28 protein-coding genes and 1 tRNA gene are annotated in these 21,330 nt (G+C 63.1%); 15 read left to right on the top strand and 14 right to left on the bottom strand.

Annotated elements, in window-relative coordinates; all coding sequences use genetic code 11:
• Window positions 1-23 precede the first annotated feature (23 nt).
• The 3 genes from AUR66_RS14885 (at window position 24) to AUR66_RS14895 (ending at window position 1,252) form a co-directional block, all read left to right on the top strand.
• The gene (locus tag AUR66_RS14885; RefSeq protein WP_058573093.1) at window positions 24-566 is read left to right on the top strand and encodes a DoxX family protein; all 543 of its coding nucleotides are present in this window, start codon (window positions 24-26) and stop codon (window positions 564-566) included.
• Window positions 567-746: 180 nt separating this feature from the next.
• The gene (locus AUR66_RS14890) at window positions 747-947 is read left to right on the top strand and encodes a DUF7542 family protein (RefSeq protein WP_058573058.1); all 201 of its coding nucleotides are present in this window, start codon (window positions 747-749) and stop codon (window positions 945-947) included.
• Between the two features lie 74 nt (window positions 948-1,021).
• A complete protein-coding gene (locus AUR66_RS14895) occupies window positions 1,022-1,252 on the top strand; it encodes an Lrp/AsnC family transcriptional regulator (protein WP_058573059.1) in 231 nt (76 codons plus the stop codon).
• Between the two features lie 249 nt (window positions 1,253-1,501).
• Here the strand turns inward: AUR66_RS14895 and AUR66_RS14900 are convergent.
• A tRNA-Thr gene (locus AUR66_RS14900) sits at window positions 1,502-1,574 on the bottom strand.
• A 93-nt stretch (window positions 1,575-1,667) separates the two neighbouring features.
• The gene (locus AUR66_RS14905) at window positions 1,668-2,654 is read right to left on the bottom strand and encodes a class I SAM-dependent methyltransferase (protein WP_058573060.1); all 987 of its coding nucleotides are present in this window, start codon (window positions 2,652-2,654) and stop codon (window positions 1,668-1,670) included.
• A gap of 250 nt (window positions 2,655-2,904) precedes the next feature.
• On the opposite strand from AUR66_RS14905, the gene AUR66_RS14910 reads away from it, so the two are divergent.
• The gene (locus AUR66_RS14910; protein WP_058573061.1) at window positions 2,905-3,567 is read left to right on the top strand and encodes a helix-turn-helix domain-containing protein; all 663 of its coding nucleotides are present in this window, start codon (window positions 2,905-2,907) and stop codon (window positions 3,565-3,567) included.
• Between the two features lies 1 nt (window position 3,568).
• Here AUR66_RS14910 and AUR66_RS14915 read toward each other — a convergent pair whose 3' ends face one another.
• A complete protein-coding gene (locus tag AUR66_RS14915; protein WP_058573062.1) occupies window positions 3,569-4,039 on the bottom strand; it encodes an HTH domain-containing protein in 471 nt (156 codons plus the stop codon).
• A 142-nt stretch (window positions 4,040-4,181) separates the two neighbouring features.
• On the opposite strand from AUR66_RS14915, the gene AUR66_RS14920 reads away from it, so the two are divergent.
• Window positions 4,182-4,607, top strand: a complete 426-nt coding sequence (locus AUR66_RS14920; protein ID WP_058573063.1) for a universal stress protein — start codon at window positions 4,182-4,184, stop codon at window positions 4,605-4,607.
• 54 nt (window positions 4,608-4,661) lie between these two features.
• On the opposite strand, the gene AUR66_RS14925 is transcribed toward AUR66_RS14920, so the two are convergent.
• A complete protein-coding gene (locus tag AUR66_RS14925; RefSeq protein WP_058573064.1) occupies window positions 4,662-5,105 on the bottom strand; it encodes a universal stress protein in 444 nt (147 codons plus the stop codon).
• Between the two features lie 76 nt (window positions 5,106-5,181).
• Here AUR66_RS14925 and AUR66_RS14930 point away from each other — a divergent pair, with 76 nt between their 5' ends.
• The 3 genes from AUR66_RS14930 (at window position 5,182) to yqeC (ending at window position 8,818) form a co-directional block, all read left to right on the top strand.
• Window positions 5,182-5,874 (top strand): TVP38/TMEM64 family protein, encoded by a 693-nt coding sequence (locus AUR66_RS14930; RefSeq protein ID WP_058573065.1) that lies wholly within the window; start codon window positions 5,182-5,184, stop codon window positions 5,872-5,874.
• A 159-nt stretch (window positions 5,875-6,033) separates the two neighbouring features.
• The gene (gene fdhF, locus AUR66_RS14935; RefSeq protein WP_231727912.1) at window positions 6,034-8,082 is read left to right on the top strand and encodes a formate dehydrogenase subunit alpha; all 2,049 of its coding nucleotides are present in this window, start codon (window positions 6,034-6,036) and stop codon (window positions 8,080-8,082) included.
• Window positions 8,075-8,818, top strand: coding sequence for a selenium cofactor biosynthesis protein YqeC (gene yqeC / locus AUR66_RS14940; RefSeq protein ID WP_058573066.1), 744 nt, complete (start codon window positions 8,075-8,077; stop codon window positions 8,816-8,818). The genes fdhF and yqeC overlap by 8 nt, the downstream gene beginning before the upstream one ends.
• Window positions 8,819-8,870: 52 nt before the next feature.
• Here the strand turns inward: yqeC and mobA are convergent, their stop codons facing one another.
• The 7 genes from mobA to AUR66_RS14975 all read right to left on the bottom strand — a co-directional run bounded on the left by mobA (window position 8,871) and on the right by AUR66_RS14975 (window position 14,372).
• A complete protein-coding gene (gene mobA / locus AUR66_RS14945) occupies window positions 8,871-9,512 on the bottom strand; it encodes a molybdenum cofactor guanylyltransferase (RefSeq protein WP_058573067.1) in 642 nt (213 codons plus the stop codon).
• A complete protein-coding gene (locus AUR66_RS14950; protein ID WP_058573068.1) occupies window positions 9,509-9,949 on the bottom strand; it encodes a pyridoxamine 5'-phosphate oxidase family protein in 441 nt (146 codons plus the stop codon). Before AUR66_RS14950 ends, mobA begins: the two co-directional genes overlap by 4 nt.
• Window positions 9,950-10,025: 76 nt before the next feature.
• Window positions 10,026-10,502 (bottom strand): universal stress protein, encoded by a 477-nt coding sequence (locus AUR66_RS14955; RefSeq protein WP_058573069.1) that lies wholly within the window; start codon window positions 10,500-10,502, stop codon window positions 10,026-10,028.
• Between the two features lie 30 nt (window positions 10,503-10,532).
• Window positions 10,533-10,856, bottom strand: coding sequence for a hypothetical protein (locus tag AUR66_RS14960; protein WP_058573070.1), 324 nt, complete (start codon window positions 10,854-10,856; stop codon window positions 10,533-10,535).
• Between the two features lie 99 nt (window positions 10,857-10,955).
• On the bottom strand, window positions 10,956-13,361 hold the full coding sequence (locus AUR66_RS14965; protein WP_058573071.1) for a heavy metal translocating P-type ATPase: 2,406 nt from the start codon (window positions 13,359-13,361) through the stop codon (window positions 10,956-10,958).
• Window positions 13,362-13,363: 2 nt separating this feature from the next.
• Window positions 13,364-14,158 carry a sulfite exporter TauE/SafE family protein gene (locus tag AUR66_RS14970; protein ID WP_058573072.1) on the bottom strand — a complete coding sequence of 265 codons (795 nt, stop codon included), beginning with the start codon at window positions 14,156-14,158 and terminating at the stop codon, window positions 13,364-13,366.
• A 1-nt stretch (window position 14,159) separates the two neighbouring features.
• Window positions 14,160-14,372: a hypothetical protein gene (locus tag AUR66_RS14975; RefSeq protein ID WP_058573073.1), complete on the bottom strand. Its 213-nt coding sequence runs from the start codon at window positions 14,370-14,372 to the stop codon at window positions 14,160-14,162.
• Window positions 14,373-14,471: 99 nt separating this feature from the next.
• Here AUR66_RS14975 and AUR66_RS14980 point away from each other — a divergent pair, with 99 nt between their 5' ends.
• From AUR66_RS14980 to AUR66_RS15005, 6 genes are all read left to right on the top strand, one after another.
• Complete coding sequence (locus AUR66_RS14980; RefSeq protein WP_231727913.1) at window positions 14,472-14,762, top strand: ba3-type terminal oxidase subunit CbaD; 291 nt, start codon at window positions 14,472-14,474, stop codon at window positions 14,760-14,762.
• A 3-nt stretch (window positions 14,763-14,765) separates the two neighbouring features.
• Entirely contained in the window at window positions 14,766-15,299 is a 534-nt protein-coding gene (locus AUR66_RS14985) for a cytochrome c oxidase subunit II (RefSeq protein ID WP_058573075.1), read from the top strand.
• Window positions 15,299-17,071, top strand: a complete 1,773-nt coding sequence (locus AUR66_RS14990) for a b(o/a)3-type cytochrome-c oxidase subunit 1 (RefSeq protein ID WP_058573076.1) — start codon at window positions 15,299-15,301, stop codon at window positions 17,069-17,071. The genes AUR66_RS14985 and AUR66_RS14990 overlap by 1 nt, the downstream gene beginning before the upstream one ends.
• A complete protein-coding gene (locus tag AUR66_RS14995) occupies window positions 17,068-17,262 on the top strand; it encodes a hypothetical protein (protein ID WP_058573077.1) in 195 nt (64 codons plus the stop codon). Before AUR66_RS14990 ends, AUR66_RS14995 begins: the two co-directional genes overlap by 4 nt.
• A gap of 166 nt (window positions 17,263-17,428) precedes the next feature.
• The gene (locus AUR66_RS15000) at window positions 17,429-17,647 is read left to right on the top strand and encodes a hypothetical protein (RefSeq protein WP_058573078.1); all 219 of its coding nucleotides are present in this window, start codon (window positions 17,429-17,431) and stop codon (window positions 17,645-17,647) included.
• A gap of 113 nt (window positions 17,648-17,760) precedes the next feature.
• Window positions 17,761-18,192, top strand: coding sequence for a universal stress protein (locus AUR66_RS15005; protein WP_058573079.1), 432 nt, complete (start codon window positions 17,761-17,763; stop codon window positions 18,190-18,192).
• A 36-nt stretch (window positions 18,193-18,228) separates the two neighbouring features.
• On the opposite strand, the gene AUR66_RS15010 is transcribed toward AUR66_RS15005, so the two are convergent.
• Window positions 18,229-18,630, bottom strand: a complete 402-nt coding sequence (locus AUR66_RS15010; RefSeq protein WP_058573095.1) for a hypothetical protein — start codon at window positions 18,628-18,630, stop codon at window positions 18,229-18,231.
• A gap of 36 nt (window positions 18,631-18,666) precedes the next feature.
• The gene (locus AUR66_RS15015) at window positions 18,667-19,689 is read right to left on the bottom strand and encodes a S1C family serine protease (protein ID WP_058573080.1); all 1,023 of its coding nucleotides are present in this window, start codon (window positions 19,687-19,689) and stop codon (window positions 18,667-18,669) included.
• Between the two features lie 172 nt (window positions 19,690-19,861).
• Between AUR66_RS15015 and AUR66_RS15020 the strand changes: the two genes are divergently transcribed.
• A complete protein-coding gene (locus tag AUR66_RS15020; protein WP_058573081.1) occupies window positions 19,862-20,521 on the top strand; it encodes a bifunctional 4-hydroxy-2-oxoglutarate aldolase/2-dehydro-3-deoxy-phosphogluconate aldolase in 660 nt (219 codons plus the stop codon).
• Window positions 20,522-20,539: 18 nt separating this feature from the next.
• On the opposite strand, the gene AUR66_RS15025 is transcribed toward AUR66_RS15020, so the two are convergent.
• Window positions 20,540-21,235, bottom strand: coding sequence for a carbonic anhydrase (locus AUR66_RS15025; protein WP_058573082.1), 696 nt, complete (start codon window positions 21,233-21,235; stop codon window positions 20,540-20,542).
• Window positions 21,236-21,330 lie beyond the last annotated feature (95 nt).

Consider the following 21,330-nt stretch of genomic DNA (forward strand, 5'->3'; position numbering starts at 1 on the left):
GCAGCCGTGTCTTAGAGACGAAACTGTTTGGACAGGATGTAACGTTCGAGTACTCGGAGCGGTGGGTCGGCCTTTCACTGTTCATCATGCGCATCGTGATGGGGTGGACGCTCTTCCAGGGCGGCGTGACGAAACTGGTCACGTACCTCGATGCGGACCCATCGAACAACTGGACGGCCGCTGGATTCCTCGCGAACGCGATTCCACCAGGGAACCCGTTCATGGGGTTGTGGGCCTCGATGGCAGGGAATCCACTCATCGACCAGCTAAACATGTGGGGCCTCACGCTCACCGGGTTAGCACTCATCCTCGGTGCGTTCGTCCGGTTTAGCGCCTTCTGGGGTACCATCATGATGCTGTTCTACTGGGCAGCAGCGCTGGAAGGTGGTCTCCTGGCTGGACTCCCACTCGCCCACGGATGGGTCGTCGACGACCACATCGTCTACGCCGTGTTGCTGTTCGGCCTCGGTGCATTCGGTGCCGGCCGCATCCTCGGCGTCGATGCATACCTCGAAAATATGGAGTTCGTCAGACGCAACCGGTGGATGAGCCTCGTCATGGGTTGACAGCAACAGTCACCTGACGATATTTTTTCGACAGGCATCGACGCACCGCGGTTGCTCACTCGTCTTTGTGTTGTGATTGTTGCCCACGACTCAATATTCTCTTTCGGACGTCTCGACTGGCACGTTCTACTGCTGGAGTCTCCGACAGAATTACTTCACCTCGTGTGTTCTCTTCGAACAATGACGGACACCCGAGCGACGGTCATCTGCCCGACGTGCGGCCTCGAAGAGACGTTCTCGAAACTCGCAGATGCCCGCCTCCGAATCGAAGACCACCGGGAGGAGACAGGTCACGACCCCGATTGGAAGTTAGGACGGTTCGCACCCGGCGTGGAGAAGATGGGTGAGGAAGCGGGCGTCTGTGGTATCCCAGACCGCTGAGTTGCCGGTCTTCGTTCGCGTGTGTTCTTCCCGACGAGGGAGGAGTTATCTCGTTTGACAGACAATAGTCACGAATGGTCGAAGCCTACATCACGATTCAGACTGGTGCCGGGACCACACGAGACGTCGTAGAGCAGGTTCGGACGCTCGACAGTGTCCGCCGGGCCAGCATCGTCGCCGGCGAGTTCGACATCGTCGCCGAAGTCGAAGCAGAATCCGAACGCGAACTCCTCACGCTCATCACCGAAGAGATTCAGGATATCGAAGGCGTGGGCCGGACGAGTACGTGTATCGTGTTGGGGTAACGTGGCTGTACGTTGGTTTCTTCCCGTATTGTGAACTACGGTCGCTCACGTCCGTTCGCTCCCTCGTACACATCCATCCAGTCGCGTATTTACCCACTCACAGGTACCGAGCACACGAGATGCTTGGTGGGTGAGGTCGCGGAAAAACAAGCCGGTGGAGGGGATTGTGAACCACGGTCGGAGCAAGCTCCGACCTGATTCAAATCCCTCCAGGCAAAGCTCTTCAGTCTCACTTCGTTCGACAGAAAGAGCCGGTGGAGGGATTTGAACCCTCGGCCTATTCCTTACGAAGGAATCGCTCTGCCAGCTGAGCTACACCGGCGCGGTGGGCTTCCGAACGCATTCTTTCGTACCCCGGAGACGTAATTAAGACTTGCGAATCAACCCGGTGTCTGCCGGTCGTCACCACGCCGCCTCACGACCGCTTCGTCAGGCGAACGTCCAGACAGACGTTGAACTCGTGGGGGGCGTACGACCGGACGAGTTGCTCTTCGAGCACCTCGATGTCGTACTCGGGTTCGGCGGCGGCGCGAACGGCGGCGAGGCCAGGGCCGAACGGGTCGTCTTCGTGCTGAATGTCGTAGAGGTGGACGACACACTCGTCGCCGGCGAGGCGGACGGCGGTGTCGAGGAACTCGTCGGCGCTGTGGGGAAGGTTCATGATGAGTCGGTCGGCCCACCCTTCGTAGTCGTCGGCAACTTCGCGCACGTCGCCGTGAATCGCGGTGATTCGGTCTACCACGTCGTTTCGCTCCGCGTTCTCCCGAAGGAACTCGATAGCTGCTTCGTTCAGGTCGCAGGCGACGACGTCAGCGCCTGCCTCGGCCGCCGGGACGGCGAACGGGCCGACGCCGGCGAACATGTCGAAGACGTGTTCTCCCTCGCGAATCTGCTCGACGACACGGTGACGCTCGGTTGCGAGACGAGGCGAGAAGTAGACCGTGTCGATATCGAGGTGCAGTTCGGTACCGTACTCGCGGTGGACCGTCTCCGTCGAGTCGCCGACGAGAACGTCCCAGTCACGAACGCGGAGTTCGCCTTTAATCTTCGAGGCACGGTTCACCACCGTGTCTGCTTTGAGGTCGGACTCGACGATTGCCTCGGCAATCGCTCGGGCGCGTTCTGGGTCGTCTTCGTCGAGGATGACGATATCACCGAGTCGTTCGTACGACGGTTCGTATCCGAGAATCTCCGCGGGCGTGGTCTGTGTCTCGCGCGTCGGTGACTCGTACTCGACTACCTCGAACTCCGTCGGGACAGCGTCGACGTCGACGACGGGAATGTAGAGGTGTCCCTCCACGACCGTTATCTGATGTTCGTGGTCCAACAAGTCGGCGTCGGCGAGACGTTGGCGTGTCGCTTCACCCGTCTCACGGGGAACACGGACACAGGGGACGTTCATATCTGTCCCACTGCGTGACTCCGAGTAAGGGTGACGCTTCGTCGTCCATATATAATGACTTGATAAATCAGGGCGCACCTATTCCTCACCAGACGCAGTAAGTGTGTATGCCCACGATTATACGACAAGGTCGTGCCAGTGGGCGTGCCTCTGACAACAGTTTTGGGCCTCGCCCGGGGCCCTTCGTACGACACCGATTCAACAGTCAATATGACTGTATTTTATATTCTCCAGCACGTTTCAGTTGAAAATGAGTTGTATCGCAGAGTTCACTATTACCAGTCAAGCCCTCCCGCTGACGACCGCGATTAGCCACGCACCGGCGATGCGACTCGACGTCGAACAGGCTGTCGCCGCCGACCCAGAGCGTCCGGTCCTCTTCGTGTGGGCGAGCGGCGGTGATTTCGACGCCTTCGAAGAGGGGATGCAAAGAGACGAGACGGTTGCGACTCCTGAACTGATGGAGTCACTCCCACAACGACGGCTCTACCGGGTGCAGATTACGGACGACGCCGGCGCAGTCGTCTATCCGAACGACGTCGAAGTCGGTGCCTCACGTCTCGACGTGTCGTTCACGACGGACGGACTACACACCCGAATGCGGTTCCCAGACCGAGACGCACTCGTTCAGTATCGACGGCTCTGTGCCGAGATGGGTCTCGAGATGTCGGTCGAGCGCATCTACCGCGGTGATGCCCCGAGTGCGACCGGATACGGCCTCAGTGAGAAGCAACGACAGGTCATCACCCTCGCCGCCGAGTCGGGATACTTCGAGATACCCCGGTCGGTCGCGTTGTCGGACCTCGCAGACGACTTGGACATCACACCCCAGTCGGCATCTGAACGTCTCCGGCGGGGCATCGCCGCACTCGTCTCTTCTACCGTCTGCTCCGACATCCCGTCGAGTCAGTGACTCAGATGTCGATTTGGTCGGCATCGATACCGAGGGCAGACTCGGCGTCTTCGACCCAATCGGCGACTGTCTTCATCTTCCCACGCCGTTCGTGTGGGTAGACTGCCTCGACGTCGTCGCCACGGAACACTGCCACGAGTGTCTGCGGAAGGACGACGGTGTCGTGGGCCGGGCCCATCCGCCCCGACCCGACAGTCGCACGTTCGTCGAGTGTCGGCAGTTCGACGCCCTCACGTCGGGCCCACTGTCTGAATGCAGCGAGGCGTTCTCGAATCAGTGCGTCCCGCTGTGTCGGTGCGGTGTCGGTCTCGACGTCGACGTTGTGGTTCCACGTCCGCATGCACACGTCGTCGAGGTAGCCCTCTCTGACGAGTCGTTCCAGTCGGACGACGAGTGACTGGTGTTCCTCTCTGAGGCCATCTCGAATCGGTCGAATCCAGAGTTCGGCAGTTCGTTGGTCGTTGGTTTGCATCTGTAACTCCCCCGTGAGTAAGTACGACCGCCCTCAGCATAAGACGGATTCTCACTTCCCGACACCCGAGAAAACGGAGAAATCCGGTCCGTTTCGTGGTCAGGTATCCGGTTTTATCCGGGTTGCCTCCGTCTCTCCACACATGTTCGACCACATCCTCGTCCCCACCGACGGAAGCACCCACGCGGAGCGCGCGGCCGAGTACGCGGTCGACCTCGCGTCGACGTACGGCGCCGCACTCCACGTGCTCTACGTCGTCGACGTGCGAGTGACGCACACCGACAGCGCCAGTGGCGACGACGAAGAGACACGCGGCGAAGGGGCAGTCTCCTCTGTCGCCGACCTCGCTGCAGCACGTGACGTGCCCGTCGAGACGGAGATTCGGGTCGGCCTGCCGGCCGAGACAATCGTCGACTACGGCAAGGAGCGAAACGTCGACCTCGTCGTGATGGGGACACACGGAACGAGTGGACTCGAGCGATACCTCGTCGGAAGCGTCGCCGAACGAGTGGTCAGACTCTCGGACGTGCCAGTGATGTGTGTCCCACCCGCGCTCGACGACGAGTGAAGACGTCCGGTCGGGGTCTGTCTGCCCGGCCGTCGAGGGGTCGTCTGCGCCCAGTTAGCGGACGACGGTGACGCTGACCGGTGCTCTGCTCGCGACGAGTTCCGCCACGCTCCCGAGCATGAGGTTCGTCTCACCTGTCCGGCCGTGGCCGCCGACGTAGATGGCGTCTACGTCTTCGTCACGCGCGTACTCGACGATGCTCCGAGCGGGGTCGCCCCGGAGCGTCTTCGTCTGTACCTCGACACCGCTCCCGTCTGCGAGGGCGGTGAGTTCCTCGAAAATCTCGTCGGCGATTTTGTTGGCCTTCTCGTACCATTCTGCGGACCCGTGAAGCGGTTCGAGGGTCACGTCCACGTCTATCGGTGCGCTGTACCCCGGGTCAGAGGGGTCGATGACGTGCAGCGCGATGACGGTCGAACCGGCATCTGAGAGCGCCTGCTCGAACGCTCGCTTCGAGAGTGGTGACCCATCGACTGCGACGAGGATGACATCGGACATACCTGTTAGTACGCGCTCTCGACACAAAAGCGCTCTCGCGGCGAGGTTTTTCCTTCCAGCGCGCGAGAGCGTCAGTGTGTCTCGCGTTCCGACCCTCTTCGAGTCGACGTCCGACCGTTGGCAGACGGTGCTTCTCGTCGGCGTACTCGTCGCTCTCACTCTCGTTGGCGGGTCGTACGTCGTGAGTCGGTACCCCTTCCTCGCCGACCCACGGCAACTCAGGATAGTTCTCCTCGACGCCGGTCCACTCGCACCGTTGGCGTTCGTCGCCGTTCAGGTGCTTCAGGTCCTCCTCGCGCCGGTTCCCGGGCAGGCACTCGGGTTCGCCAGCGGGTTTCTCTTCGGTGCGTTCTGGGGTACGGTCTACAGCATGGTCGGCATCGTCCTCGGGACGGCACTCGCCGTCGCCATCGCCCGCTACTACGGTCGCCCCTACGTCGAACGCGTCGTCACCGACGACGCTCTCGCCCTCTTCGACGACGTGGTGGCGGACCACGGCCTCGCCGTCCTCTTTCTCATCTTCCTCGTTCCGGGCCTCCCCGACGACGCCATCTGCTTCGCGGCGGGTCTCACGGACATCCCCATTCGGCGTATCGTCGCCGTCGCCGCAGTCGGGCGACTTCCGGGCTTCCTCCTCGTAAACCTCGCAGGGTCTGCGGCGGCAAACGGGAACCCCGTTCTCGTCGTCGCACTCGTCTCTGTCCTCGTCTCGGCGTCGGTTCTCGGGTACCTCTACCGCGACCGAATCATGGCCACGGTCGGCAGATGAGAGTTCGGAACCCACTCACTCGCTGAACACGCAGTCGGTCTCCCAGGTTCGAAACAGCCCGTGGCGAGAACCCACCACCGACGATTTTCACGTCGCTGGTGTCGGCGGTACGATGAATATCGCTGCCGTTGCATGTCCACGTATGTGTGGGGTTCGACCATGAGCGACCGAGTGGCAGAGCCGAACGAGAGCGTCTGCCCGTACTGTGGCGTCGGGTGCGGCATCAAGTACGATGCAGACCGTGAGAGCGCCGTCGGGTGGAAAGGGCCGGTGAATCAGAAGGGAGAACTCTGTCCGAAGGGTGCCGCGGCGTGGGACGTCGTCGACCACGAAGAGCGGTTGACGAGACCACTCGTCCGCGTCAACGGGACGTTAGTCGAAGCGACGTGGGAAGAGGCGTTCGACCGAATCGAACGCGAGTTCGACCGTATCGTCGCGGACCACGGTCCCGACTCAGTGTTCTTTTTCACGTCTTCGAACTGCACGAACGAAGAGAACTACCTCCTCCAGAAGACGGCACGGAAACTCGGGACGAACAACATCGACAACTGTGCGCGCCTCTGTCACTCCTCGACGGTCGCTGCGATGGGTGACCGATTCGGTGCGGGGGCGATGACGAACTCTCTGGAAGACCTGATGGAAGCCGACGTGTACCTCGTCACGGGTGCGAACCCGGCCGAACAGCATCCCGTCATCTTCCGGTCGTACCTCCTCCCGGCGCTCAAGTCGGGCACGAAACTGATTCACGTCGACCCACGAGAGAATCCAACCACGAAAGCCGCAGACGTCCACCTCCCGGTCAAGCCCGGGTTCGACATCCCCCTGTTGAACGCGATGGCGGCAGTCATCGTCGAAGAGGGACTCGTAGACGAGGAGTTCGTCGCCGAGCGAACCACCGGATTCGACGAACTCCGTGCGTACCTCGCCGAACTCGACGTCGACGAAGAAGCAGACCGCGCCGGCGTGGACCCCGAAGACCTCAGAGAGGCGGCCCGCATGTACGGCGAAGCGGGCCGCGCAGCCATCTTCACTGGGATGGGGATGAGCCAACACCACTGCGGCACCGACAACGTCCAGACGCTCATCAATCTGCCACTGCTCACCGGCAACGTCGGCAAGGCGGGCACCGGCGTGAACCCACTTCGCGGCCAGAACAACGTCCAGGGCGCTGGTGACGTTGGAGGACTACCGAACGTCCTCCCCGGCTATCAGCAGGTCACTGACGACGATGCCCGCGCCGCCGTCGCCGAGGTGTGGGGATTCGAACCCCCGGCGACTCCGGGTCTCACCGAAGTCGAAGCGACCCACCGCTTCGGCGACGACGTTCGAGCGGCGTACGTCTTCGGCGAGAACCCCGCAGTCACTGAACCGAACGCGAACCACGTCGAAGCGCAGTTCGAGAAACTGGACTTCTGTGTCGTTCACGACGTCTTCCCGACCGAAACAGCCGAGTTCGCCGACGTGGTACTCCCCGGGAGTGTCTGGGCGGAGAAGTCGGGAACCGTGACCAATACCGATAGACAGGTCATTCGGATGCGACAGAACGTCGAACCGCCGGGCGACGCCCGAACCGACCTCGACGTGCTCCGAGAGTTCGCCCAGCGCGTCGCTGGACTCGACACGCCAGAGACGCCCGAAGGCGTCTTCGACGAGTTACGAGCAGTCTCACCACTCTACGTCGGCATGTCGTACGACGGAATCGGCACCGGGAGCCAGCGGTGGCCGTTCCCAGAGGGGGCAACCGAGGGGACCGCAATCCTCCACACCGAACAGTTCGAAACCGGGTCGAAGACTGCCCCTCTGCGCGTCGTCGAACACGTGGACCCAGCAGACCCCGTCGAAGACGACGAACTCGTCCTCACGACGGGGCGCGTCCTCCAGCACTTCAACAGCGGCGCGCTCACCCGACGCTCGGGCGTCTTGATGCGGATGCGCGGCGAGGACGTACTTCAGATTCACCCCGACGACGCCGCAGACCGGGATATCGAAGATGGCGACCGAGTCCGTATCGAAAACGACCGCGGGACCGTCACCGTCGCCGCCGAAGTCACACCCGCCGTCCGCCGAGGAACCGTGTTCACCACGTTCCACTACGCCGACCCACTCGTGAACAAACTCACGGGGGACGCCCTCGACCCGACAGCGAAGATTCCCGAGTACAAACACAGCGCCGTCCGCGTCCTCGTCGACCCAGCGAACGATGACTGAGGTCTCGGTCGACACGACGCTCGCGGACGCACTCGGTGTCGGGCCCGACGACCTGACGTGTATGGTCGGCGCGGGCGGCAAGAAGTCGCTCATCTACCGCCTCGCCCGGTCGCTCGACGGCGTAGTCACGAGTACCGTCAGAATCCCCATCTTCGACGACGAAGTGGCCGAGGTGGTCGTCACCGACGACCCTGCGACGGTCGTCGAGGAAACCCCGACGCGCCCTCTCGGCATCGTTCCAGAACGGGAGCGTACAGACCGCTACCGTGGCTACGACCCGACCACCGTCGCAGGAGTCGGTCGCGCGACGGACGACGTTGTGTTGACGAAGGCCGATGGCGCACGCTCGCGGTGGTTGAAGGCACCTGCCGACCACGAACCGCGCGTCCCCGACAGTACAGACCTCGTCTGCCCGGTTGCGAGCGTCCGCGTCGTCGGCGAACCACTGGAGGAAACACACGTCCACAGACCAGCGCTCGTCTCGGAGATTACGGGCACGGCCCCCGGCGACCCCATCTCGGCGTGGGACGTGGCGGCGGTACTGACGAGTGACCACGGTGGGATGAAAGACGTGCCCGAGACGGCACGAATCGTCCCGGTGCTCAACATGGTCGACGGAGAGACAGAAGCAGAGACGGCCGACCGAATCGCAGGGTGGGTGCGCGAACACCCGCGCGTCGACCGAGTCGTCGCCACTCGACTCGTCGCAGACGACCCCGTCGTCGACATCTACTGACGGGTGCTATCTCCGACACTGCACGGCACCCCGGTCTCATCGCACTCTCGCGCTACTCCCACTCCATCTCGGTATTTCGACGCCGAACCTCTGCTTCCGCGGCGTCGAGTTCTCCCTGTGTATTGACGTTCTCGAAGGTTCGCGGGTCGAATCGGTCCAGAACCTCGGCACCGACGGTTCGAACGTCGAGTGACTCGAAGGCGTCGAGTATCCGCCCACCACCGCTGTCGAGGACTTCCTCGGCGGCCATCGAGACACTGGCAGTTCGGTAGACTGCTTGCGTCGTCTGGAACCACCCGTCTTCGACGCGGGGCACCACGACGTCGGCACCCGTCTCGTCGGCCTCGGCAACGAGAAATTCGAGTAGCGTCGGGTCCACGAAAGGCATGTCGCAGGCGACGACGGCAGAGAGTGGCGCGTCGGTGGCAGCGAGGCCGGTCCAGATACCTCCGAGTGGACCGGTGTCTGGGTCGATATCGAGAGCAAGCGTGGGGTCGAGGTCGGCGCACGCGTCTTCGAGTGCAGTTGCCTGGTCGCGCCGACAGTTGAGAACGAGTTCGTCGGTGGCCTGCATCACCCGCCCGGCAGTTCGGCGCACGAGGGGGACGCCATCGAGTCGGGCGAGTGCTTTGTCCGTCTCACCGAACCGCCGTGAGCGACCGCCGGCGAGGACGACGCCCGCGACGCGCGTCATCTGGCCGTCTCACGCCCCGTCAACTCGTCGTAGACCAGTTCGACGATGTGGAGTTGCAAGTCGTCGACCGCTTCGTCGAAGACGCGGACGCCGCCGTACATCTCGTTGATGGTGGCCTCGTCGGGGAGTTCGTCGTCCGGAAGCACCCGAATCGACCCTCGCGCCATGATGCTCCAGGAGTCCTTTCCGGCATCCTCGTAGCAGATGAACGTCGCCTCGTCGGTCGTTTCTATGTACTCGAACTTCTCGCTGTGGCCGTCGTCGGTCAGGCGAAAGAGGAGGCGTCCGTTCTCTTCGTCGAGGGAGACGTGGACGGGGATTCCGTACGCCCGGTTGTCGTCCGCGAGCGACAATATCCCCGACGATGCCTCGTCGAGGCGTCTGGAGATATCTTCTGCGTCCATCCCCACCGTGTAGACGTACCTGATGTCTTTCATACGTCTCCTTCGCACCCCCGACACATGAAATGACGGCTCGACGCTGTCGGGCGATTTGTGAGAGTCCGTCGAACGCTCAGGGGAGGTAGAAGTCTGACTTCGGGAACCGCTTTTTCACCGCTGGTGGTGCGTGCCGGACGATGTGGACGTCGTAGGTGTCGTCGCTCGCGACGGAACCGCCCACGCTGGCGAGTGGAACGACGACGCGGCCAGCGTTTTCACTGCCGACGAACACGGTGTCTGCGTTCTCCTCGTGGGCGACACGTTTGAGTTCCGCGACGATTTCGCCCGGGACCGGCAGTCGACTGACTGAGACGGTCCGGAACGACGCTTCTGGCGCGATTTTCACCGCCGTCCGGTGGAGTTCGCTGACGACAGCGTCTCGGTCGAAGTCTTTTTTCGTCGGAACCCACCCCATCTCGACGGCGTACTCGGCGTCTCTCGGGACGACTGCGACGGCGAGTATCTCGGACCCAGTCTGCTTTGCCAGCGCCGATGCTCGCGAGAGCGCCGTATTGGACAGGAGCGACCCATCGTAGGCGACGAGGTACATACCCGTCAGTCGTTCCGGAGCGGTGATAAGTCAGTCGTCGAGGTACGTTTCGAGCACGCCGGACGACTGCTCTGCGAGGCCGTCGATGGCGTCCTGTGCTGCGTCGGCGACGACTTCCGGGTCGCGGTACGAATCGCCGAGGCCGACTTCCCGGCGGTGCCACTCACCGTCTGCGCGGGCGAAGATATCGACCCACCAGTAGAGCGTGAGTCCCCGTGCGAACTCGGTGACGACGACGCGGTAGTCACACGTCGGCGACTCGTAGATGGTCTGTGCGCTGGCGTCGTCGGTGTCCTCGTCGATAACGACAGTCCACCCCTGTGGAATCGAGAGTGCGAAGGGGTCGTCTGTCATTATACTCAGTGACGAAGCGGAGGGACTTGATTGGTACGCTCGCGGCAGCGACCAGGACGACTCGACTTCGTGACGACCACCTGTCTCGGCCGATGGGCGTCAGTCCAGCGACCGAGCGGAGTTGGCCACGACGAGCAGACTCGACGTGCCCATCGCAATCGCAGCGAAGAGCGGGTTGAGGACGCCCAGTGCGGCCAGTGGGATGGCAACGGCGTTGTAGCCAAACGCCCACGTCAGGTTCCCGCGAATGCGACGGTTCACGCCGGCGGACAGCGAGAACACCTCCGGAATCGCGTCGATGTCACGGCCGACGAGGACGGCGTCTGCCGCGTCGCCTGCGATATCTGTCCCAGTGCCGAGGGCGATACCGATGTCTGCGGCCGCGAGTGCGGGCGCGTCGTTGCTCCCGTCGCCGACCATCGCGACGGTCCCACGACTTCGGAGGCGTTCGACCGTCTCGGCTTTCGCCTCGGGTGGGACGCCCGCGAACACGTCCGTCACGTCCGGGTGGTCGCGGAACCGACGTGCCGCACGCTCGGAGTCGCCCGTGAGGACGACCACGTCGCGTCTGCCGTCGTCCGCGACGGCCGAAACCACGTCGTCCCACGCCTCGCGTGGTTCGTCGCCGACGACGAGCACTGCGCGGGCACGACGGCCCCACCCCACGACGACTGGGACCGCACCTTCGTCGCGTGCGGCGTCGATGGCGGATTCAACGTCGTCACCGACGGTCATCCCCTCGTCGCGGAGGAGCGACGGATGGCCGACGACGACTCGTTCGCCGTCGACGCTCCCGGAGACGCCTCGGTCGTGGACGACAGCGTCGTCTGCGGCGATATCGGGAATCTCGATATCGGCGTCTTCGGCGGCGGTGACGATGGCCGAGGCCAGTGGGTGTGCAGAGAAGCGTTCGAGTGCTGCGGCCAGTCGGAGTGTGTCTTCTTCGGTGTCCTCGCTCGCGCCGTCGGTTCTGAGAAGCGTCATGTCGCCGTCGGTCAGCGTCCCCGTCTTGTCGAAGACGACCACGTCCACGTCGGGGACCGCCTCGAAGACGGCCTCGGAGGCGACGACGATACCGCGACTCGCCGCCTCTTTGATGCCCGACGCGACGGCCAGTGGCGTGGCGAGGCCCAGCGCACACGGACACGAGACGATGAGGACCGTGAGGCCGATGAGGAGTGCCGCCGTCGCCGACTCGCCGCGAACGAGCGTCCACCCGAACGCGATTACTGCGAGGACGAGGACAGTGGGAACGAAGATTGTCGCGAGTTTGTCGGCGAGACGCTGGACGCCCGAGCGAGCGCTCTGGATGTCCCAGAGGAGTTCGACGAGTCTATCGAGCGTACTCGTGGCGTCCTCGCCGACGTCGACCACGAGGGGGCGGTCGGTGACGACGGTGCCGCCGAGGACGTCGTCGCCGGGGCGTTTCGTCCGCGGCATCGACTCGCCTGTGACGAGTGCTTCGTCCACTGCCGCGGTCCCTTCGCGGACCGTCCCGTCCACCGGGACTCGTTCGCCCGGCCGAATCTCGACGGTGTCGCCCGGTTCGAGCGCATCGACAGAGACAGTTTCGACCCCGTCGGGAGTCCGTAATCGGGCCTCGGAGACACGCGATGCTGCGAGGTCTGAGAGCATCCCGGCCGCCTTCCGCTTGATTCGGTCTTCGTAGTAGTTGCCGAGCGTCACGACGAGGATGATGGCGACGGTCACGTCGAAGTAGACGTGTGTCTCGCCGACGACCATGGCGGCCGTCGAGTAGACGTACGCACTGGTCGCCGCGAGAGAGACGAGCAAGTCCATGTTCGGTTGGCCCGCCCTGAGGCTGACGACGGCCCCTCGAAGGATGGGGAACCCCGTGTAGAACAGGACGATAGAGGTCATCAGCCAGATGTTGGCGACGATGTAGATACCGTCGAAGACGCCGAGTTCGACCACCGGCGAGAACCCGACGTAGGTCGGGTACAGAAAGAGGATGTACCACATCATCACCATCATCCCGAAGACGCCGCCCCCGATGACGAACCGCGCGACCTGATTGTCGCCACGCTCTGTGGCCTCACGTTCGTTCGGGTCGCGCGTTCCGTACCCGTACCGCGAGAGCGTCCCCGAGAGGCCGTCGAGGTCGGCGGTCTCCGGGTCGTAGGTAACGCGGACCATGTCGTTGGCGTAACTCGCGTCCGCGGCGTAGATGCCGTCGCAGGACCGCGCCGTGCCGGAGACGAACGCCTCACACGTGGCACAGTGCATCCCGTCGACGGACATGTAGGTGCGTTCGGCACCGTCTGGGACTGCTTCTGCCTCGCCGGCGAGTTCCTCTTCGACCGTCTCTGGGTCGGCGCTCGCGGCGTCACCGAGCGTGCGCGTGATTTCGAGACAGCCCCGACAACAGAACTCGCCATCGACGTCGTCGCCCGTCACTGGCGGTGTCGGCGTCGGCAACCCACAGAGGTCGCATCCGCTGGCATCGTCGTCGCCTGCACCACGCGACTGCGTCTTCGTCGCCATGCTCACCCCAAGGGTTGGTAGAAGGGGACGTGAAGGTGTGGGACCGAGACGCCGAGGAGCATCAACCCGTGCGACAGCGGAATGTACCCGAGGACGAGGAACGACGCTCCGAGCGCCCGGTGGAGGACTGCGCGACGACGCGCCGAGACCTGTCCGAGTAGCGTTCCGTACAGGAACAGCGTCGGAATCGTCCCGAGTCCCAGCAGGCCGAGCAACGCGGCGGCCCGAAGTGGGTCACCAGTGGCGAAGGCGTACAGGTACGCGGGATAGATGATTGGGCAGGGGAGCAGGCCGTGAATCGCGCCGAGTCCGAGGATTCGCGGGCCACCGACCAGTCGGTCGACCCGTGCCGTCGCCCACCCGCTGACCCGTCCAAACAAGCGTGTCACGGGTGCGGGCGTGAGTCGGTCGAGTGCGGCCGAACGTCCGACGAGGTAGCCGAGGCCGGTGAGGATGATTGCTGTCCCGACGAGGAGTCCCGTCGTCGCGCGGACACCACTCCCGATGGTTGCGAGCGAGTCGAACGCACCGAAGAACAACCCACCGACGAGGGCGAAGAGTGCCCCGATAGTGGCGTAACTCAGTGCTCGCCCGACGTTGAAGAGCGCGTGCTGTCGGACGTGAACGAGTGTGAGCGACTCCGTACCTGCACGGTCGCTCAGTCGGTCCGCGTAGACGCTCACGAGCGGTCCGCACATCCCCAGACAGTGCGCGCCACCGAGGAGGCCGACGAGGAGAAAGGCAGCGGCCTCTGGGGGAGTTGCGGAGACGACGGGTGGTGTCGCCCCTCCGTCCATCTTAGACTGCCTGTTCCTGTTCGACGTCGTGTTCGGTCTCGTGGTCGTGTCCGCCTTCGGTCGGGCTCATCAGGAGGTAGATAATCAGCGAGATGAGAAGCACGTTGATAGCCGTCACGACACCCGCGAGGAGGTTGTTCGTAACCCCGAAGACGATTGCTGGCAAGAGCGCCAGGAGTGCGACTGTTCCGGCGAGACGCGGAGTGAGTTCCATATCGGTTGATACGCGGTGGTATTGTTTCCGATTTCGCTCATTCCAACGTGGTGAGAATCGCCTGATGCTTTGAAGGTACGTTCTTGCTCATGACCGGGTATGGCCGTTGATTCGACAGCAGAGGGGAGCGCCGCGTCCCCTGTCTCCCAGGCTTCGAGTTCTGGAGACGTGCCAGCTGATGCGGCGACTCAACGTGGTTCGTCAGAACCACCTGTAGATTCTATCGTCGGGACGGCCGACGACGGTATCGTACGGCAAATTGGGCACGACGATTTCGACCCAGTCGGGACACTCATTCTCGTCGTTATCTACATGATTATCCTGCTTTCGATGTGGGTGTTCATGTACTTCATCGAGTTCCTCGGTCGGGGTCTGACGGTGGTGGGGTGACAGATGGAGATACACACGTACGAGAAACTCTGGCTGGCACTCGCACTCGTCCTCATCGTCGGGTTCATTGGAACAATCACCTACGGCGCCGCCGGCGTGGGTATCGAGATGATAGACGACGAGGGTGGAACCGTCGACCCGGCAACGCTCGACGACCACCCGAAGTTCGGCGACCCGGGCGTCGAAAAGACCGGTGAGAACTCCTACGACGTGTACGTCGTCGCTCGACAGTTCGTCTTCGAACCCGGCACGACGCAGCCCATCCGCGTCCCCGAAGGGAGTACCGTCACGTTCTACGTGACTGCAGCAGACGTCATTCACGGCTTCAACGTCGTGGGAACCAACGCGAACACGATGGCGATTCCCGGCCAAGTGGCCAAGTTCACCGTCGAGTTCGACGAGGCCGGTGAGTACGGTCTGGTTTGTAACGAATACTGTGGCTCAGGGCACCACGTGATGGAAGGAAAACTCGTCGTCATGGAACAGAGCGAATTCGACAGTTGGTACGAACAGCAGCAACAGGAGGGAAGTAACTGATGGCGACCGCTTCTGGGCCGGCCCGGACGTTCGTCGATAGGTTCCCCTCCGAGGCAGGTGTCATCAAGGCGAACCTCCTCGTCTCGTTCGTCGCACTCGGAATAGGAGCGTTCTTCGGCCTCGTACAGGCGCTCCACCGAACAGACATCCTTCGCGTCATCGACTCTGCGGACTACTACACGATGCTGACTGGACACGGTGTCCTCTTGGCAATCGTGTTCACCATCTTCTTCCTCACAGGGTTCTTCCACTGGGCAACCGCGCGGAGTCTGGACCGCCCCGCCGTGAGTACACTGTACTCGTGGGCGTGGTTCGGTCTGATGACGACTGGGACAGTCCTCGCCACCATCGCGATTCTCGGTGGCCTCGTCCCGAATCTCGGAATTAGCGCAGACGTGTTGTTCACGTTCTACGCCCCGCTGCAAGCCCACCCGATTTTCTACATCGGACTGGCGATGTTCATCGTCGGAACGTGGCTCGCAGGTGCCGACTGGTTCCTCTCGTACCGTGCGTGGCGGAGCGACAACAAGGGTGAGCGCATCCCACTGCAGATGTTCATGGTCCTGACGACCATGATTATGTGGTACCTCGCGACGCTCGGTGTCGCCGTCTCGGTGGTGTTCTTCCTCATCCCGTGGTCGCTCGGTCTGATTCCGAGTGTCAACCCGCTTCTCACGCGGACGCTGTTCTGGTACTTCGGACACCCAATCGTGTACTTCTGGCTGATGCCAGCGTACATGATGTGGTACACCATCCTCCCGAAACTCTCGGGCGGTCGCCTGTTCAGCGACCCACTCGCACGCGTGGTGTTCCTGTTGTTCCTGCTGCTCTCGACGCCGGTCGGGATTCACCACCAGTACCTCGACCCGGGTATCGCAGAGGGCTTCAAGTTCATCGCGATGACGAACACGATGTTCCTGCTGCTCCCGTCGCTACTCACGGCGTTCACCGCCGTCGCCAGCATGGAACACGGTGCACGACAGCGTGGTGGCGAAGGCTACCTCCGCTGGCTTGGTGCACTCCCGTGGCGTGACCCTGCCTTCACCGGCATGGCACTCGCCGGGATTCTGTTCGCCGCAGGTGGGTTCTCCGGCATGATCAACGCCGGGATGAACATCAACTACCTCATCCACAACACGCTGTGGGTTCCCGGTCACTTCCACCTCACCGTCGGGACTGCCGTCGCCCTGACCATGATGGCAGGGTCCTACTGGCTGGTTCCGCAACTCACCGGGACGAAACTCTACAGCCGACCGATTGGCCTCCTGCAGGTCATCATGTGGTTCGTCGGCATGGTCTTCATGTCGAACGCGATGCACCGCGCCGGCCTCGCTGGCATCCCGCGTCGGACCGCAGAACCGCAGTACCAGAACTTCGAGTTCCTGACGCCTATCGGGAGCATCTTCGAACTACGTGTGCAGATTGCCCTCGGCGGGACGCTCCTGTTCCTGTCGGTGGTGCTGTTCCTGTTCAACATCCTCCTGACCTCGCTCGGAGAGGAGTCCGACCGTCCGGTCGACGAGTACCTCCCCGAACCGCTCTCGGGCCCCGAGGGTAGTCCGCGCGTCCTCGACAACCTCGGTCTGTGGACCGGCATCGCCGTCGTCCTCGTCATCCTCGCCTACACGCTTCCGCTCGCTGGTATCATTCAGAACGGTGGCGGCCTGTTCGGCGGTGGCCTGCCAATTCCGGCCACCGTCTCGGCGGGTCTCGACTTCGTGACGACGTTGGTTACCACGACGGTCAACACCCTGCTGGAGGTTGCTGCATGAAGTTGACGAAGGCACGAGCGTTGGTCATCATCGCGTTCAGCGTTCCCATCGCCATCGAACTCCGGACTGTGGCGGGGTTCTTCAACATCGACCTGCCCCTCATCGCCATCGCGGTCATCGAGTTCCTGTTCCTCGCCTTGATGTTCGTGCTGTACGGACTCTACGGCGAAGGGTCGGAGTCGGCGTCGTAATCACCGGTCGCCCGAGACCGGTTTTGCTGCGATTTTTCGGTGCCCTCGACGAGCGGAGAGCGCATATAATATCCCCTCGATAACGTGGGAGAACGCAGGCAGTTTCCCGGCGACTGGGAACCAGTCTGCCTATATATGGAATTCTGTGGCGTAGACAGAGGTGACCATGAAACTCGACGTGATGAAAGTCGGAATCGGCCTCGCAGTCGTCATCGGCATCACCCTCACGGTAGTCGCCGGGTACGCACTGTTCGCCACCGTCGGTGGCGTGGCTGGCCTGACTGTCGCGCCCGAACTGTTCGTCTCCATCCTGTTCGGTGGACTTCTCGTCGCGTCCGCCGCGGCAGTCCGAAAGACCGTCCCCAAGCCGCGCACCCGCGTCTAACGCCGACACAGCCGTAACCTCCATTCTCACGACGATAGTCGACACACCGTAGCCTCGCGGCTGCGAGACGCTTGACACGAAGAGCCATAGCGACAGCACGCAACTAGTATGACATGTACGATTCCGTCCTCGTCCCCACCGACGGGAGTGCCCGTTCTCTCGCCGCCGCCCGCCGTGCTATCGACATCGCCGACACCTACGACGCGACGATTCGCGTCTTGTCTGTCATCGACTCCAGTGACCTCGGTCTGTGGACCGCCGCGGACGTTCCGGTCGAACGAGTTCAGGCGAGTCTCCGCGACGCCGCAGAGATGGCCGTCGAAGAAATCGCGTCACTCGCCGACGACGCCGACATCCCCTGTGAAACAGCGGTCCGAATCGGCGTCCCACACCGAGAGATACTCGACTACGCCGACGAAGTCGGTGCCGACCTCGTCGTGATGGCGACGCACGGCCGGACCGGCCTCGAACACGCGATTTTGGGGAGTACGACCGAACGAGTCGTTCGACTCTCCGAGGTGCCGGTGTTGACCGTTCGTGAGTAGCGACGCGTTCGCTGCCGACAGTCCCGACTGGGCAACTCAGGCGTACGTCCGTAGTCCGTCGGTGAGCGCTCGCCGACCGTAGAAGACGAGGCTGACGGCGCCGAACCCACCGAGGAGCAGTGGAATCACGTCGAACCCACCGACCAGCAATCTGAGACCGCCCCAGAGCATGAACGCGGCGGATTGGCTGACGTTGTACGCCAGCGTCGAGTTGAACGGGACGAACCCTCCCGCGAGGAAGACGAAACAGAGGAGGACGACGCCGACAGTATCGGGAGAGAGCGGTGAAAGCCACCCTGCGACGACGGCGAAGACGGCGAACGCACTGAACACCACGCCGATGGCGAGTCTGAGTGGGGCGATTTCGTCGAACAGTGAGGCGTCGGGCGGGACTGCCGTCGGAGCGTCGTCGGTCGAGTTGTCGAAGTGTGAAGACACGACCACGATATTAGGGAAGTAGTGTCAAAACGGTATTCACTCGATTGGGATTTGGCTCTCACCGTCTCGGTTGTCCCGGGTCGCAGACGGCCGTTCGTCGAGTTCGACGACGAGCGTCATCGGGTCGCCTTCGCGGAGGACGTCGATTGCGACGGGTTCGCCGGGTCGGGTCTCGGTGATGAGGTAGCGCATCAACTCCTCGTGTGTCCGGACTGGGTTCCCTTCGATGGCGACGACGACGTCGCCGCCGACGGGAATCTCCCAGCCACGGAGCGCGGCCTTCTCGGTGCATCCGCGGAGGACGCCGTCGCCGGAGTCGCCGGTCGCAGTCCCGACGATGAGGACGCCACGAGGCGCGTCGAGGCCGTTTACCTCTGCGATAGAAGGCGTCACGTCGAGAGTCCGCGCCCTGAGATACGAGTGTCGGTAGTGCCCGTCGGCGACGAGGTCTGGGAGGATGCGACTCGCGATGACTGGCGAGACGGCGAATCCGATGTTGTCTCCCTGTTTCGCCCGGTTGACGCCGACGACTTCGTAGGGCGGACCGTCGCCGTCGCTCGTAATCCCGACGAGCGGACCACCGGAGTTTCCGGGGTTGATTGGGGCGTCAGTCTGAACGACGTCGGGGATAGCGAACCCGTTCGAGGTGGGAAGCGACCGGTTCGCTCCGGAGACGATGCCGGCGGATATCGACCCGTCGAGACCGAGGGGATTCCCGAGGGCGGCGACTGCACGGCCGGGGGCCGGGTTCTGTGTCGCGAGGCGAAGTGCGACGGCGTCGTCGGGGAGGTCATCCACGGCGACGACGGCGAGGTCCGTGTACGCGTCGGCACCGACGACGTCACCCACGCGCCACGACCCGTCGGCGAATCGGAGTTCGACGCGCTTCGAGTCGCGGTCGGCGAGTCTGGAGACGTGCTCGTTCGTCACGAGGTGCTGGTCGTCGTAGACGAACGCACTGCCGGCGCCGCCGGGACGGCGTCGCCCGCCGACGTAGACGGAGACGACCGACGGGATGACGTCGCGGTACAGTCCTTCGAAATCGAGGTGGGTGGACATGGTGGTGCGAAAGCGGGACGACACACGCCGTCCGGCCGTCGCTTACCTCGGGTTAGTGCCCGGAGAATTTGAGCATGTCGCGTGGTGACAGTCGGCGTGGACGTGATTCAGACACGTCGATATCGACGCGACCCCCAATTTATTAACTTCTGTAGTAAATATCGGGTCGACAATGGTCGCACTCGACGTACACGAGAACATGCAACGACTCGCCGACAGTGGCGTCGTCGCGGTGATGCGCGGCGCGGACGCCGACACCATCATCGACGTCGCCGACGCACTGAACGAGGGGGGTGTCACCGCCTACGAGATTACGGCCGACAACCCCGACGCGATGGACCTCATCAGCGAGGTGTCGGCGTCGTTCTCGGACCGTGAGGCTATCGTCGGCGCGGGCACCGTCCTCGACGCGCCGACGGCCAACGCGGCGATTCAGGCTGGAGCAGAGTTCGTCGTCGGCCCGAACTTCGACGAGGGTGTCGTCGAGACGTGCAACCGCTACGGAACGCTCGTCGCCCCGGGCATCATGACACCGACAGAGGCGGTCGACGCCTACTCGGCCGGTGCCGACCTCGTGAAGGTCTTCCCGGCGTCGTCGCTCGGGCCGGGCCACCTCAAGAGCATGAAGGGCCCACTTCCACAGATTCCGATGATGCCGACCGGTGGCGTCGGCCTCGACAACGCCGCCGACTACATCGAGGCGGGCGCAGTCGTCGTCGGTGCGGGCGGGGCGCTCATGGACGACGAGGCTATCGCAAACGGCCACTTCGAGGTCATCACCGAGACAGCCCGCGAGTTCTCACAGATTATCGACGACGCGCGCGACGAGTAATCGGCTCGAATCGGCCCGTCACCGAATCGATTTGACGCGACCCGCGAACTCGTCGGGGACCCACTCGGCGACGAGGTCCGGGTCCGAATCGCCGTTCGCGGCGACGAGGTACGCCGCTCCGTCGTCGTCGCCGTAGGCGTGCTGGAAGTCGTAGACGAAGCCCCAGCAGTCGGTGGCTTCGGGAACCTCGTCGCTCTCGGTGAGGAACTCCACCTGCCGGACGACGGCGTACTCGACCAGACGGTTGACCGCGTCGCCAGCCGGGGTATCCTCGTCGAAGATTCCCAACTCGCGTGCTTCTTCGACCAGTGGGACGAGGCGCGAGACGGCGTCTTCGACGGCGGCAGGGAGGTCGTTCGCACCGTCCTCGACGACGGACTTGTAGGCAGCCATGACCCCGCCACACCCAGTGTGCCCGAGGACGACGATATCTGAGACGCCGAGTTCGGAGACGGCGTACCCGACGGCGTCGTTGACGACGAGGCGGCCACCGACGGTGGTCCAGGCTTGATTCCCCACGTTGACCGATTTGAAGAGTTTCCCCGGTTTCTCGGCATTCCAGAGTGTCTCGACTGGAACGCGAGAGTCCGAACATCCGATGGAGACGACCTGAGGTTTCTGCACGTCTCGAACCCCTTCGAAGTGGTCAGCGCCGAGGTGTTCGACGTAGTATTCGTTTCCAGCCATGAGCGACTCCAGTACCGAATACGCCATTGCGATGGACTACGATTCTCCAGAGGTAAATACCCGGGAAGGAACGAAGATTCACCGCTCGGCACCACTCCCGAACGAGGAGTGGTCGACTGACC

Source organism: Haloferax profundi (assembly GCF_001469865.1).
In the GTDB taxonomy this organism is placed as follows: Archaea; Halobacteriota; Halobacteria; order Halobacteriales; family Haloferacaceae; genus Haloferax; species Haloferax profundi.

What these genes read in the sequence shown, in the direction of transcription:
- AUR66_RS14890 (WP_058573058.1), top strand. Translation starts at nt 747, where the DNA reads ATGACGGACACCCGAGCGACGGTCATCTGCCCGACGTGCGGCCTCGAA.
- AUR66_RS14895 (WP_058573059.1), top strand. Translation starts at nt 1,022, where the DNA reads ATGGTCGAAGCCTACATCACGATTCAGACTGGTGCCGGGACCACACGA.
- AUR66_RS14905 (WP_058573060.1), bottom strand. Translation starts at nt 2,654, where the DNA reads ATGAACGTCCCCTGTGTCCGTGTTCCCCGTGAGACGGGTGAAGCGACA.
- AUR66_RS14910 (WP_058573061.1), top strand. Translation starts at nt 2,905, where the DNA reads ATGAGTTGTATCGCAGAGTTCACTATTACCAGTCAAGCCCTCCCGCTG.
- AUR66_RS14915 (WP_058573062.1), bottom strand. Translation starts at nt 4,039, where the DNA reads ATGCAAACCAACGACCAACGAACTGCCGAACTCTGGATTCGACCGATT.
- AUR66_RS14920 (WP_058573063.1), top strand. Translation starts at nt 4,182, where the DNA reads ATGTTCGACCACATCCTCGTCCCCACCGACGGAAGCACCCACGCGGAG.
- AUR66_RS14925 (WP_058573064.1), bottom strand. Translation starts at nt 5,105, where the DNA reads ATGTCCGATGTCATCCTCGTCGCAGTCGATGGGTCACCACTCTCGAAG.
- fdhF (WP_231727912.1), top strand. Translation starts at nt 6,034, where the DNA reads ATGAGCGACCGAGTGGCAGAGCCGAACGAGAGCGTCTGCCCGTACTGT.
- yqeC (WP_058573066.1), top strand. Translation starts at nt 8,075, where the DNA reads ATGACTGAGGTCTCGGTCGACACGACGCTCGCGGACGCACTCGGTGTC.
- mobA (WP_058573067.1), bottom strand. Translation starts at nt 9,512, where the DNA reads ATGACGCGCGTCGCGGGCGTCGTCCTCGCCGGCGGTCGCTCACGGCGG.
- AUR66_RS14950 (WP_058573068.1), bottom strand. Translation starts at nt 9,949, where the DNA reads ATGAAAGACATCAGGTACGTCTACACGGTGGGGATGGACGCAGAAGAT.
- AUR66_RS14955 (WP_058573069.1), bottom strand. Translation starts at nt 10,502, where the DNA reads ATGTACCTCGTCGCCTACGATGGGTCGCTCCTGTCCAATACGGCGCTC.
- AUR66_RS14960 (WP_058573070.1), bottom strand. Translation starts at nt 10,856, where the DNA reads ATGACAGACGACCCCTTCGCACTCTCGATTCCACAGGGGTGGACTGTC.
- AUR66_RS14965 (WP_058573071.1), bottom strand. Translation starts at nt 13,361, where the DNA reads ATGGCGACGAAGACGCAGTCGCGTGGTGCAGGCGACGACGATGCCAGC.
- AUR66_RS14970 (WP_058573072.1), bottom strand. Translation starts at nt 14,158, where the DNA reads ATGGACGGAGGGGCGACACCACCCGTCGTCTCCGCAACTCCCCCAGAG.
- AUR66_RS14975 (WP_058573073.1), bottom strand. Translation starts at nt 14,372, where the DNA reads ATGGAACTCACTCCGCGTCTCGCCGGAACAGTCGCACTCCTGGCGCTC.
- AUR66_RS14980 (WP_231727913.1), top strand. Translation starts at nt 14,472, where the DNA reads ATGGCCGTTGATTCGACAGCAGAGGGGAGCGCCGCGTCCCCTGTCTCC.
- AUR66_RS14985 (WP_058573075.1), top strand. Translation starts at nt 14,766, where the DNA reads ATGGAGATACACACGTACGAGAAACTCTGGCTGGCACTCGCACTCGTC.
- AUR66_RS14990 (WP_058573076.1), top strand. Translation starts at nt 15,299, where the DNA reads ATGGCGACCGCTTCTGGGCCGGCCCGGACGTTCGTCGATAGGTTCCCC.
- AUR66_RS14995 (WP_058573077.1), top strand. Translation starts at nt 17,068, where the DNA reads ATGAAGTTGACGAAGGCACGAGCGTTGGTCATCATCGCGTTCAGCGTT.
- AUR66_RS15000 (WP_058573078.1), top strand. Translation starts at nt 17,429, where the DNA reads ATGAAACTCGACGTGATGAAAGTCGGAATCGGCCTCGCAGTCGTCATC.
- AUR66_RS15005 (WP_058573079.1), top strand. Translation starts at nt 17,761, where the DNA reads ATGTACGATTCCGTCCTCGTCCCCACCGACGGGAGTGCCCGTTCTCTC.
- AUR66_RS15015 (WP_058573080.1), bottom strand. Translation starts at nt 19,689, where the DNA reads ATGTCCACCCACCTCGATTTCGAAGGACTGTACCGCGACGTCATCCCG.
- AUR66_RS15020 (WP_058573081.1), top strand. Translation starts at nt 19,862, where the DNA reads ATGGTCGCACTCGACGTACACGAGAACATGCAACGACTCGCCGACAGT.
- AUR66_RS15025 (WP_058573082.1), bottom strand. Translation starts at nt 21,235, where the DNA reads ATGGCGTATTCGGTACTGGAGTCGCTCATGGCTGGAAACGAATACTAC.